The 13,106-nt window shown below is 35.7% G+C and carries 13 protein-coding genes; 12 read left to right on the top strand and 1 reads right to left on the bottom strand.

Annotated elements, in window-relative coordinates:
- Positions 1-153 precede the first annotated feature (153 nt).
- The 12 genes from CDO33_RS17575 (at position 154) to rimI (ending at position 12,616) form a co-directional block, all read left to right on the top strand.
- Positions 154-354 carry a hypothetical protein gene (locus tag CDO33_RS17575; RefSeq protein WP_103083356.1) on the top strand — a complete coding sequence of 67 codons (201 nt, stop codon included), beginning with the start codon at positions 154-156 and terminating at the stop codon, positions 352-354.
- Between the two features lie 218 nt (positions 355-572).
- Complete coding sequence (istA, locus tag CDO33_RS17570; RefSeq protein WP_103083304.1) at positions 573-2,078, top strand: IS21 family transposase; 1,506 nt, start codon at positions 573-575, stop codon at positions 2,076-2,078.
- Entirely contained in the window at positions 2,071-2,796 is a 726-nt protein-coding gene (istB, locus tag CDO33_RS17565) for an IS21-like element helper ATPase IstB (RefSeq protein ID WP_103083303.1), read from the top strand. Before istA ends, istB begins: the two co-directional genes overlap by 8 nt.
- A 38-nt stretch (positions 2,797-2,834) precedes the next feature.
- A complete protein-coding gene (locus CDO33_RS17560; RefSeq protein ID WP_103102814.1) occupies positions 2,835-3,032 on the top strand; it encodes a hypothetical protein in 198 nt (65 codons plus the stop codon).
- A 190-nt stretch (positions 3,033-3,222) separates the two neighbouring features.
- Positions 3,223-3,579 carry a hypothetical protein gene (locus CDO33_RS17555; protein WP_101299031.1) on the top strand — a complete coding sequence of 119 codons (357 nt, stop codon included), beginning with the start codon at positions 3,223-3,225 and terminating at the stop codon, positions 3,577-3,579.
- Between the two features lie 235 nt (positions 3,580-3,814).
- The gene (locus tag CDO33_RS17550; protein ID WP_242973946.1) at positions 3,815-4,678 is read left to right on the top strand and encodes a tyrosine-type recombinase/integrase; all 864 of its coding nucleotides are present in this window, start codon (positions 3,815-3,817) and stop codon (positions 4,676-4,678) included.
- 311 nt (positions 4,679-4,989) lie between these two features.
- Positions 4,990-5,994 (top strand): AAA family ATPase, encoded by a 1,005-nt coding sequence (locus CDO33_RS17545; RefSeq protein ID WP_103082638.1) that lies wholly within the window; start codon positions 4,990-4,992, stop codon positions 5,992-5,994.
- A 37-nt stretch (positions 5,995-6,031) separates the two neighbouring features.
- Positions 6,032-8,632: a S8 family peptidase gene (locus tag CDO33_RS17540; RefSeq protein ID WP_103082639.1), complete on the top strand. Its 2,601-nt coding sequence runs from the start codon at positions 6,032-6,034 to the stop codon at positions 8,630-8,632.
- A 1,077-nt stretch (positions 8,633-9,709) separates the two neighbouring features.
- Positions 9,710-10,894: an amidohydrolase gene (locus CDO33_RS17530; protein WP_103082640.1), complete on the top strand. Its 1,185-nt coding sequence runs from the start codon at positions 9,710-9,712 to the stop codon at positions 10,892-10,894.
- Positions 10,895-10,920: 26 nt separating this feature from the next.
- Positions 10,921-11,382: a tRNA (adenosine(37)-N6)-threonylcarbamoyltransferase complex ATPase subunit type 1 TsaE gene (gene tsaE, locus CDO33_RS17525; protein WP_103082641.1), complete on the top strand. Its 462-nt coding sequence runs from the start codon at positions 10,921-10,923 to the stop codon at positions 11,380-11,382.
- Positions 11,383-11,447: 65 nt separating this feature from the next.
- Positions 11,448-12,170 (top strand): tRNA (adenosine(37)-N6)-threonylcarbamoyltransferase complex dimerization subunit type 1 TsaB, encoded by a 723-nt coding sequence (tsaB, locus tag CDO33_RS17520; RefSeq protein ID WP_103082642.1) that lies wholly within the window; start codon positions 11,448-11,450, stop codon positions 12,168-12,170.
- The gene (rimI, locus tag CDO33_RS17515; RefSeq protein WP_202849532.1) at positions 12,167-12,616 is read left to right on the top strand and encodes a ribosomal protein S18-alanine N-acetyltransferase; all 450 of its coding nucleotides are present in this window, start codon (positions 12,167-12,169) and stop codon (positions 12,614-12,616) included. Before tsaB ends, rimI begins: the two co-directional genes overlap by 4 nt.
- Here rimI and CDO33_RS17510 read toward each other — a convergent pair.
- Positions 12,613-12,954 (bottom strand): DUF192 domain-containing protein, encoded by a 342-nt coding sequence (locus tag CDO33_RS17510; RefSeq protein WP_103082643.1) that lies wholly within the window; start codon positions 12,952-12,954, stop codon positions 12,613-12,615. The genes rimI and CDO33_RS17510 overlap by 4 nt on opposite strands.
- Positions 12,955-13,106 lie beyond the last annotated feature (152 nt).

The raw sequence follows: 13,106 nt of genomic DNA, 5'->3' as shown, positions 1-13,106 counted from the left end.
CATTTATCCGGGGCAGAAACAGTAGATGTAAAATAAAAGGATAAAAAATATAGATATATATATGTAATAAATAAATCTCAAGTCTAGAAGTTATAAGAAAGTGATGGTACACTGTACACGCTATAAGAAAGTTAAGGAACAGGAGGGAATATTATGCATGAAATTAAGGATTTAGACACTTTAGAAATATCCAAAGTACTTTTAGAGACTTATAAATGTATTCATGGATTTGGATTTAATGGCCATTTTATATCACTAATGCCAACAAAACATTATTATTATTATTTAGCCTATAAACATAGGAACAGTCTTGATGAACACAGGCTTTTTAAATCTGTGTGTATTGTAAAATAAAAGTACAGCAAGTTGCCACGTAAAAGTGCAGCAGCTTGCCAAACAAATTTGAGAATATTTTACAGTAAATATTAATACAACTTTCACTGCGGTTGATTTCTATCGTCAACGGCAGGCATATTTAGCTATTCATGATTTTGATAGAAGAAAAAAACATTGCCAGCACCCAATTAAAAATAGTACCCTTTAGTTGTCAATGCTAAGGGGGTACGGAAAGGATGCTAACAATGGCTGATATTAAGTATATCAAAGATTTATCGGATAAGAAAGGCTTATCCTTACGAGAAATTTCAAGAATAACCGGTTTTAACTTCAGAACTGTCCAGAAATATGTGGATAAGGATGATTGGTCAAAACCATTAACCAGAAAAAAGAACAGCAAAAGTGTACTTGACTCATTTGCAAAAACTATTGATGAATGGCTGGAAGCCGATTTAAAGGCACCAAGGAAACAGAGACATACAGCCAAAAGAATATATAATCGGCTTAGTAAGTTATACAAAGATGAATTTACTGTATCATATCGAACTGTTGCCAGATATGTAGCAGAAAAGAAACGAAAACTATATGGAAGCAATGAAAGCTATATCCCGCTTTATCATCCTGCCGGGGAGGCGCAGTTAGACTTTGGAATGGCAGAATTTGTGGAAAACGGGATTCGATATGAAGGCTGCTATGTGGCCATGTCTTTCCCATACAGCAATGGCGGTTACATACAGGCCTATAAGGGAACCAACATTGAATGCCTGCTCCAGGGTATGCAAAATATATTCAATCACATGGGACGAGTTCCCACCTGTATATGGTTTGATAACGATAAGGCTGTTGTAAAGAAGATATTGACTAACGGTGAGAGGGAAGTTACAGACGCATTCAACAGATTTCGACTGCATTATGGTTTTGAGAGTAATTTCTGCAATCCCGACAGTGGGCATGAAAAAGGGCATGTGGAAAACAAGGTAGGCTATTCAAGAAGAAATATGCTGGTTCCGGTGCCGGAATTCAAAGACCTTCAAGAATTTAATAAGAACCTGCTGATCGAATGTGATGAAGATATGCATCGTAAGCACTACTTAAAAGATATCCTCATTAAAACTCTGTTTGAACAGGATAAGAAAGCAATGAAACCTTTGCCAAAAGCTGAGTATGAGATCTACCGTCTTGAGAAAGTGAAGTCCGATAAATACGGGAAAGTGAACTTTGAAAACAGAAAATACTCTGCCAGTCCTGAGCATGCTCAAAGGGAGCTTTTTGTGAAAGCCAATGCTTTCAATGTCTGGATTCTTGATGATCAGTATCAGGTTGTTCAATGGCATAACCGATTATATGGAAAACAAAAAGAATCTATGAAATGGGAACCCTATCTGGTACTGATGAGTAACAGACCAAATGCCATAAAATATACCGGCTTTTTTCAGCAGTTGCCCCAAACATTGCAGGAGTACCTTTCTGGCTGTGATTACGAGCAAAAGAAAGCTACCCTAAGAATGCTGAAGAAGATGGTTGCTAACAGTGAGCTTGAAACAGCAGTGGATGCTTTTAACTACTGTGTTCAAAAAGGTATACAAGACTTGGATAGTATATGGGCCCGTTATTACAGTATGGTCTTCGCAAATGCTCCCATACCTGATATTGTTGTGAAAGATGAAATCCCTTGTCTGTCATATGAGGTGAATAACTCAATCTACGACGACCTGCTTGAGAGGGGGCTTCCTCATGCATGAACTAATTGCTGCCTACTGTAACACTCTAAAACTTGGCTCAAGAATTGCCAAGAATTATTCGCAGATTGAGGCCGAGACCCATGAGGAATTTCTTGCTAAGCTTTTGGCTATGGAAATAGAGGCCAGAGAACTCAATCGTAAAAATGCCCTGCTGAAGCAAGCGCAATTTGATGTCTTGAAAACCTTTGGAGACTTTCGGTTTGAAAAGATGAGTATACCCAATACTATCGATGTAGAAGCTATTAAAACAGCTTCTTTCGTTGACAAAAAGGAAAACCTGATTCTCTATGGATCTGTTGGGCTTGGGAAAACTCACCTGGCTACGGCAATGGGTGTGGAAGCCTGTAACCGTGGGAAAAGGGTAAGGTTTTTCCGCACATCTTCACTTGTTAATCAACTATTGGATGCCAAAGCTGAAGGAAGCCTTAAACGTTTTATGAAGCAATTGAATAAGGCAGATTTGATTATTTGCGATGAATGGGGTTTCATTCCATTTGAAAAAGAGGGAGCGCAACTTTTATTTCAGGTTATATCAGACTGTTACGAACGCAAAAGTCTAATTATTACTACTAATTTAGAATTCAGTAAATGGAACAGTATTTTCTACGATGAAAAGCTAACAAGCGCAATCATTGATAGAATTATTCATCACAGCCACTTAATTGTATTTGAAGGTTCAAGTAATCGTTTAGAGAACTCCTTGATGAAAGTACGATAAAAATTCATACCTTATATTAACAAAATTGGATTGCTTGGGTGCTGCATTTTTCTTGTCATTTTGATGCATTTCTAGTTGACAAAACACATAAATCTGTTGAAGTCAAGGAATCATATGAAGAAGGTGAAATTAAAAATGCTTTATTGGAGATTAGAAAAGAATATGGCCATGACCATGAAAAAAGTGAATATGATGAGGATTACAAGGAACTAATAGATTATCTGATAAGTAGATGAGATTAGGGGATTTAGGAAATTGTTCAAAATATTGCTGCCAAAAAATTTGACAGAATGAGTAGTTTGAAATATCATTATAAGTGATAATAAAATAATCTTAAATCAAAGTAAACTAACATAGCAAATTTGCCCGGAAAAGAGGGTTTTGCCGTGTTAGTTTTTTGTTTATTTAGAAAGGAGAGATGTTTTAATGAGAAGGGTTAATGTTTATGAAAGTGAATTTTGCAATAAGATTGTTGCCAGAGTAAAATATAATGAAAAATTAGATTACTGGAATGGACGTAACTGGGGTAATGGAGGTTTAGGAATGCATAAAGGCATTACCAAGTTAAAAGACGGCAGGTTTGTTATTATTATAGGTTCTCAAATTCAAGGCTCAAAAGACTATGCCTATATAGTAAGTAAAGAAGAGGCACTACAGGAAGTTTTAGAGTCAGGTAATGTGGAACTATTAGAAGAGCAAAAATTTGCTGAACTAAAAACTCTGTATGAGAAATTATGTGATTTAGAAGAAATTGATGAGGCAGAAACTACTTCAGAGCAATGAAAAGGTTATAAAGGGTTATGTAGGGAGTCGGGCTATAAGCCTAGACTCCTTTTTAAATTGCAACTGCTTTTGTAGATTACACTAATTAATATTTGTAATACTTAGTTTACAAGGAGATTGGGCTAAAAATTTTTTCAACATAATATAAATTATGCTGCCGAAGGTCCTGACTTTTGTTTCTAAAGGCGGTAACATCAATATATAAATTCAACATAATTTACGGGAATTTAGAAATATGATTGGCAACATAATTTATGGAGGTGAAATTTTGTTAGAGGCATTCAAAGATTATTTAACATTACGAGGAAAAAGCGAGAATACTATCAATAGTTACTACCTGCATATTAAAGGTTACTATCAATGGTATTTGGAGTCCTTTGGCAGAGAATGTTCGGTGCTATACCGGGAAAACATCTTAGATTATATCAGTTATCTTCGTAATATTAAGAAAGATACTGGTAGAACAATAAATTGCAAGATTAGTGCATTGATAAAGTATAATGAATTTTTGATTGAGAAAGGAATACAGCAAGACCAAGTAGTTTCAAAGAAAGATAATATTAATGTACAGCAGACATATGCAAACCCTTCGGATATAACTAAACAGGAAGTAGATGCTTTTAGACAACAACTATTAGAGAATGGGCATCGAGATATTTATTGTTTGGCCACATTATTAGCATATGCAGGTTTAAGAATTAGTGAAGCACTTAATATTCAGTTAACAGACTTCAATTTAACAGTTGGAGAGTTAAAGGTTAGGGGTAAGGGAGATAAAGATAGAGTTGTTTATTTAAATGATAAGATTATTAATAGTATAAGTGAGTTCTTAAGAGTGAGAGAAAGTGAAAGTCCGTATTTATTTGCAAATAGTAATGGTAAGGTAATTCATAGGTCAACAATTAATAAGATTTTCAATAAGTATAGCGACAAGATCACTCCTCATACATTGCGGCATTTTTTCTGCACAATTGCTTTAGAAAGTGGGATGTCAGTACATGAAGTTGCTTATTTAGCAGGTCATAGTAATGTTCATACTACTCTTCTTTATTTAAACCCAAGTAGAGAATCAATGAGAAACAAAATTAACCAATTATAAGATAGAATAAAAGTATGCTATTGTTTAAAACATAGCATATTTTTATGTAGCGAAATATAAACAAGTATTATATAATATTTTAAAAGATAAGTCGATACTAAATATTAGTGGTGCTTATTGAAAATGATGTCCTATTAATAAACAAATAAATATATATTTAATTTATTCAGAAAAACTGCTGATGTCTGCTTAATAAGGTAGATGCTAGGTTATATATTTGTAAGAAGATGGCATAATGATATTGAAGATTATTTATTTTTATTACTGCATAAGAAAAAACAATCATATTTTCTAAGAAAGGGGTGAGAGTAATGGCGTCAGGAGAAAATCTAGAAAAATTGTTTAAGGCTTTTAAGGAAAATAATCAAGTTGAGTTTTCTAAAGTAGCGTACGATATTATAGAGGAAGAAAAGAAAAAAAATCATTACTTGCTTGCTGACAAATTATCTAGAATTTTGTTTGATGATAATTGTACTTTATCAATATATAAAAGCAGAAATATAAATAACAGACAATTGCCCACAGATAAAGAAACTGGCTTTCAACTCCTAGAAATGAAGTTTTCTAAAGTTTTATTAGATGATATTATTCTCACCTCTGATAATAAAGAGAAAATTAAAGATATAATTTTAGAATTTAAGCAAAAAGAACTACTTCAAACATATAAATTAAACCCAAAAACTAAGATTTTATTTTGTGGGCCACCAGGATGCGGCAAAACTGTTACAGCAGAGTCAATAGCAAATGAATTACAGTTACCGCTGTTATATACTAGATTTGATAGTATTATATCATCATATTTAGGTGAAACTGCAACTAATTTAAGAAAGGTATTTGATTTTGCCAAAGAAGGAGAATGGGTGTTATTTTTCGATGAATTTGATTCAATAGGTAAAAGTAGATCAATTGATTCAGAACATGGAGAACTAAAAAGAGTTGTAAATAGTTTTTTACAGTTATTGGATAATTTTTCTAAGAACACTATGGTAATTGCTGCAACTAACTACGAAACTATAATTGACAAAGCACTTTGGAGAAGATTTGATGAAGTAATATATTTTGGTATGCCTAAAGAGGATGATATTGAGAAATTTATTAGATTAAAACTTAGAAATTATTATCATAAAGAGTTGAATATTGAACGTCATTTAAATAATCTAGTTGGATTATCATATGCCGATATAGAAAGAATATGTTATGAGTCTATTAAAAAAATGGTATTAGATGGTTTGGACAAAATTAATGATTCATTATTTGAAAAAATAATCCTAAAAGAAAGAGATAGACGGGAATTGATAAAAAAATCAATGGGTTAATTGATTGTTATGAATTGTTGTAATAGGGTGATGAAAAATGGATCATATAAGATTTACTAAGGTAAATATTGAAGATAGGGAAAGAAAAAAGAAACGTGGATATGGGCCTCCACCGCCTACAAAGTATAATGTTGAACAAGCAGACTTTCTTAAGAACGCATTAGATTCTCAAATTAAAAACACTTTGGATAAAAGTGAAAAGTTTGAATTTCAGCCCTACTTAGTGATGAAATTAGAATTAGAACCAGGATATACTTTACAAGAGAAAGATGAAGATAAGTTAGAATATTTTGGCGTTAAAATTATAAACAAAGAAACTAAAGAGATACAAGTGTTATTCTCAGATGACTTGAAACTTGCTAATTTTAAGGAGGCATTAGAAAATTACAAAAAAGGAATAATTGCTAAAACTAAAATACAACATGAAGATTTGTTCTCTATTATAAAAAGTATAAGTGGATGGTCAAGAGAAGATAGAGTAGGAGATAATGTCATATTAGAAGATTTAAATAATGGAGACTACATAGATTGTTATTTGTGGGTTTTTGATACAGTAGACAAGTCTAAAGAGAAAATGGAAGAGTTTAAAAATTTTATATCTGCGAACGGTGCAAGGACTTGTGATACTTATGTTGGGGAATCCGTTGTAGTAGCAAGGGTTCAATTAAATAATGATATATTAGAGAAGATATTAGAGCATCCCCTTATTTATAAAGTAGAGAATATACCAAAGTTTTATATTCAATATCAAAAGATTAAAGAAGTAAAAGAAATGTCTATAGATGATATAAACTTTGACACTAGTAACTTAAAACCAGGCAAGTCAAGTTCTATATGTGTTATTGATAGTGGCATTTTTATGCAACATCCATTGTTTAGAGGAGTAATTGGCGATTCTAAGACATTTTATTGTTCTGATGATTATATAGACAATTCAAATGACTATAACGGACATGGAACAGCAGTTGCATCAATTTGTGAATATGGAGACTTTCAATATAATGATGATTTTGTTCCAGAAATTTTTCTCTTCAATGCGAAGATACATGATGGCGGATATAAAGACACATTAGATTTATGGATTAAGGAAATAAAAAGTGAATTAGGAGATTTATCTCCAAATATAAATGATGCAATATTGTTATTTTGTGATAAAGAAATTACCTTTGAAGAATTACTATCATATTTTCAAAAAGAGCAACACCCTTATCTTAAGATGACATACAGTAAATATACGAATTTCTATGAAAAACTAATTCCTAATCAGATGAAAGATATAGTAGAATATTTCTATAATGGGTATGGTTGTAGAATATATAATTTATCACAAGGAGATAGTAAATATATTTTTAATGGTGGTAAACCAAAGGCTTGGGCTTGTGTTTTAGACGAGTTACAAAATAAATACGATATTGTTTTTGTTGTATCAACTGGAAATTTTACATATGAATTATATGATGATTACAAAAATATAAAAGAAACTTATCCGAACTATTTTTATAAAATGAAAGAATGCAAACTAATTGAACCAGCAAATTCTGCTAGTTCAATAACTGTAGGTGCAATTTCAATATCCGATGAAATTATTAACTCGCCTGAAAGACTAACTAAATTAAATATTACTAGAAAAAACGAAATATCAAGCATAACCCGGATAGGCCCTGGAGTTATGAATGCAATCAAGCCAGATTTTATTGCTTATGGTGGTGATAGGGGAGTAGAAATTTATTTCTCTGATAGATATGAACCTACTAAAAATGTAGGAATATCCAAATTGTTGTTTAACAATGATAATGAAGGATTATTTACTTGGAATATTGGGACAAGTTATGCTGCACCATATATTTCTCATATACTTGGCCGCATTTTAAATAGGTATCCAGATGCATCTAATAATCTATTGAGGTGTATAGTAGCAAGTTCTGCGGCTATTCCAGAAGAAATAATACAACAAGTCCAAAATGTAGTAAATAGTGAAAATGAATTGGGAAAAGAGTTTCTGCACCAAAACAGAAATAATTTTAATAAGGTTTTATATTATAGTGTTGGTTATGGATACCCTAATATTGATAAATGTTTAGATTCATTTGAGAATAGGGTAGTGCTTATAGCGGATATGAAATCCGATGATGAAAAGATAAAACCTGATAATATGCATATATTTGAAATTCCATTACCAAAAGAATTTAGACAAGCAGCGGGTAGGAAGAGGGTAATTATATCTCTTGCATTTAATCCTCCAGTTAGAAATACAAGATTGGATTATATAGGGGTTTCAATGGAATATAGGCTTATAAAAGGTGTAAGTATAGATGAGGTAATAAAAGCATATGAATCGCAAAAGGGTAAAGATGAACCGTTTTTAATAGATGATAAATATGTGTGTTCTTTAGAACCTGGTTCTAATTTAAGAAGTGCAGGCACACTACAAAAATCTGTTTATGAATTTTCTAGAGATATAAATTTTAATAATAATGATAATTTATATTTAGTGGTAAACTCAAAAATGAATTGGTCAAATCAACCTCAAAAATATGCTGTAGTTGTAGTTTTGGAGAGTGAAGATGAAGAATTAAGAATATATAATAAAATAAAAGAAAGAATAGAACAGACTATTACTACAAGGATTAGGGTATAAATGCAATCATCAATTAAAAGTTATTATCATTTTTAAGTGTACTTCTTCTGAATAATGATATCTTTTGATAATGCAATTAAATGTTCTTTGTTTATTTACACTCGAGTTTGTTCAAACTTACAAAGTTTGTTTGCGAGTTTACAAAACCGTCATAGGTATAAAAACCTTTGGCGGTTTTTTTGTGTTCAAAAATAGATATAGAAATAAATAAAAATATGCTAAACGGACGCAGTTGTAATCCCTCGTAAGCCTGTATAATTCGTATGTGTAGGTGGTTTCGATATTTCCTCCCGTAGGTTATACCCTGCGTATGAATACTCATTACCTTCCACGAGCAAACTTTGTCATTCTTCACTGCTCACGAGCAAACTCGCTTGTAATTTTCTCATTTTTTATATCTTTTTTTATATTTTTTAAGGTAATAAAACCCGAGAGCAAACTTTGTCTCTCAAAGTAACTTATGGGCGAGAAGCATTGCAACAACTACATTTCATCACGAGCAAACTTTGTAACTACGTGAGCAAACTTATTTGTAACTACACATCTTTGTCGATTTATCTGCAAGCCGGTTCAAAATTGCAGGTTTACTTATCAGAGAAACAAAGCGTCGGGTTGGAAGCAATCCGGCGTTTTTTCATGCGAAAAACTGCATTTGCAATATTACAATATAGCTTATGAAATTCTCATAGCTTATGGAAATTTCATTTTTCGCAATAATTCCTTCATGATGCTGTTATCAGAGCTTGTCACATACTGGTGGGCAACCGGGACTTTTTGTTTTGATTTTTTCCAATCCTATGATATAATTTATTACGAGTTAAAAAGGGTCTCCTGCCATACAGAAGGCAGTACCGATTGTTTGGCGGCAGGCGATGGGCAAATCATCTGCCTTTTGGAAATAGCGAGATGCGATGGCAAGAAACCACCACCGTTGATACGCCTCCGTTGATATTAAGTTGGACAGAAGCGTTTAACCTATGCTTAACGCTCAAAAGAACAGAGTATTTTCAGAGCGCTTGAAAGGTGCTCTTTTATTTTATAAGTTTTAATTATACTAACAGTATTCAGGGGGTCATTATGTTACTTGTAAAAAACGGAAAAGTGCTGACCATGGCTGGAATCAGCTACGATAACGGATATGTTTTAATCGACGAGGGAAAAATAATCAAGGTTACCGGAGATTATAAAGAGATTGAGGATTTGTTGAAAGATAAGGAAAATACTGAGGTGATAGATGCCGAGGGGAAATATGTCCTGCCAGGGCTGATCGACGCCCATTGCCATGTGGGCATGTGGGAAGATGCAGTGGGATTTGAAGGCGATGACGGCAATGAATCAACCGATCCTGTAACGCCTCAGCTTCGGGCAATTGACGGAGTATATTATGCCGACAGGGCATTTGTGGAAGCCAGGGAAAGCGGTGTTACCACTGTTGTAACCGGACCAGGCAGTGCCAATGTAATCGGAGGTCAGTTTGCAGCTCTGAAAACATATGGCAGGCGCGTGGAAGAGATGATCCTGAAAGACCCTGTGGCTGTCAAGGTGGCTTTCGGAGAAAACCCTAAAACAGTATATAATGAAAAGCGCCAGACTCCGATAACCAGAATGGCTATTGCAGCCATCCTCAGGGAAAATCTCATGAAAGCCCGGGAATACAAGAAGCAGCTGGAAGATTATGAGAACGACAAGGAAAATTATGATAAGCCTGAGTTTGATATAAAGATGGAAGTTCTCAAAAAGGTCCTGGATGGAGAAGTTCCTTTAAAAGCGCATGCTCACAGGGCGGACGATATACTGACAGCTATAAGGATTGCCAAAGAGTTCGGAGTAAAATTATCGATAGAGCACTGCACTGAAGGACATTTAATAACCGACATCCTGATGGAGGAAGGGGTATCGGCCATCGTCGGGCCTCTGCTTACGGACAGGTCCAAAATAGAGCTGCGCAACCAGAGCCTCAAAGCACCAGGCATTCTTTCAAAAGCAGGAATTCCGGTTGCCATAATGACGGATCATCCTTGTGTGCCGGTGCAGCATTTATGCCTGTGCGCTGCTTTGGCGTCCAGAGAGGGCATGGATGAGGAGGAAGCTTTGAAAGCCATAACCATTAATGCAGCAAAGATAACAGGTATTGCTGATAGGGTTGGAAGCCTTGAACCTGGGAAGGATGCAGATATAGCCATATTTGACGGACATCCCTTTGAACTTAGGACACATGTGGTTACCACGATAATCAATGGCAAAATCGTATACCAGAGATAGCGCAGTATGGGATAGAAGGAGCGAAAATGAAGGAATTCAAAACTTTGACGGAGAGGGAAACTGCTGAATTAGGCAGAAAGCTGGGAGGAATTTTAAAGCCTGGTGATATTGTTTGCCTGAATGGTGATCTCGGTGCGGGGAAAACAGCATTTACAAAAGGCATAGCTGAAGCCCTGGGGGTGGAGGGATATATCACCAGTCCTACCTTTACTATAGTTAATGAATATCATGGATTCAAACCTCTTTACCATTTTGATGTCTACAGGATTGCCGATCCTGAGGAAATGTATGAGATAGGTTTTGAGGAGTATTTAAACGGTGATGGCATTGTGGTGATCGAATGGTCCGACCTGATATCGGAAATTATTCCTCCCAGGCATGTGAGGGTTGAGATAAGAAAGACTCCGGAGGATCTCAATGCTAGGCTCATCCGAGTGGAGTTTATCGGAGAAGATTTTGAAGGATACGAGAGCAAACTGGAAATATAAAAGTACAAATTGGAAATATAGGCGGCAAGGGATTGCCGCCCGTTTAGACGGAAGGGAAGATCATTGTGAAAGTACTGGCAGTGGATACATCAGCTGAAGTGGCTGCTGTGGCAGTTATGGAGGAGTCCCGGCTTTTGGGGGAATATATTATAAATCAGAAAAAGACCCATTCCCAAAAGCTCATGCCCATGATAAAAGAAGTATTGGACAGCCTGGAGCTTAAGCCGGGCGATATAGATTTGTATGCGGCTTCCAGCGGGCCGGGTTCGTTTACCGGTCTCCGGATTGGTGTCACCACTATAAAAGCAATGGCATATGCGGCAAATAAGCCCGTTGTCAGTGTGCCAACGCTGGATGCTCTGGCATATAATATACCGGTGCCGGAGGTATTGATATGCCCTGTGATGGATGCGAGAAACCGGCAGGTCTATACAGCTCTGTATTCATGGGAAAAGGGCAGGCTTGAAAGGCTTACGGAATATATGGGCATACCTGTGGAGGAGCTTGTAGGAATTATCAAGCAAAAAAACAGGAGAGTGATGTTTAACGGAGATGCTGCCCTGCTTTACAGGAACTTTTTCAGCAGCGAATTAAACGGAAACTGTGAGGTGGCTCCTGTCGGTATGCTCCTGCAGAAAGCATCTTCCGTAGCCCAGGCGGCTCTCATAAAAGCATCGGAGGGATTGACCGAAAGCTGCTTTGACATGGTACCCTTTTATTTAAGAAAATCCCAGGCCGAGAGGGAATATGAAAAGAGAACAGGCAGTGCGGAAGGGTCGAAGGTATGATGGAAGTAGAGATAGTTAAAATGACCGAAGAACTCATCGATGACATCATGATAGTAGAAAACCTTAGCTTCAGTGTTCCTTGGTCCAGGAATGCGTTTCTCGAGGAGATAAAAAACAACAAGTTTGCGGTATATATTGCCGCAAAAGTTGGTGGAAGAGCTGTGGGATATGCCGGAATGTGGAAAGTGCTTGACGAAGCTCACATCACCAATATAGCAGTGCACCCGGAGTTCAGAAATGCAGGCATAGGGAGCCTTCTTATGGAAACGCTGATCGATATGGCCAAAAAAGAAGGCATTACCAGCATGACTCTTGAGGTGCGGAAAGGAAACATTAACGCCCAAAGGCTGTATTTCAAGTATGGATTTACGGTGGAAGGAATAAGGAAGGGATACTACTCCGATAATGGAGAGGATGCCCTGATATTATGGAAAAATGACCTTTAGACTATTTCCAGCCTGTCGCCCTGGGTTGTTCCTGTTTTCTTGACTGTTCCGGAAGGCACCTCTATGACACTGCGGGCATTGAGGATGACGGGGGATATTCTCCAGGGCTGAAGATTCTCAATAACATGAAGCGCAATATTGTTTTTGTCAATAAAGATGATATCCAGAGGCATCCGCATGAAAAACGTGTGGATGGAATTGCACGGAGTGATAATTAACCCTTTTCCGGGGGGTATCTCCTTTTTGCCCATCAATCCCAAAAAGCGTCTTATAAAAGTATCAGCGATACTGATTTCGGTGCATATCACCTGCTGTTTTGTGGCATTTATTATTTTCATTTTTACCTCCTAATCTGATTCTAACAAGTTTTTACAAAGAGTCAAGAAGACCTCATTTCTGCTGGAGGGAACCATATGTCACCTTTATATCCCGGTTTAATTCGCGTAATTTTCAGACATATTTCTGATTTTAAAGTAAAATAAATATGTAA

The sequence above is a fragment of the Clostridium thermosuccinogenes genome (genome assembly GCF_002896855.1).
Lineage (GTDB): Bacteria > Bacillota > Clostridia > Acetivibrionales > DSM-5807 > Pseudoclostridium > Pseudoclostridium thermosuccinogenes.
This window is presented reverse-complemented; position numbering and strand designations above follow the sequence as displayed.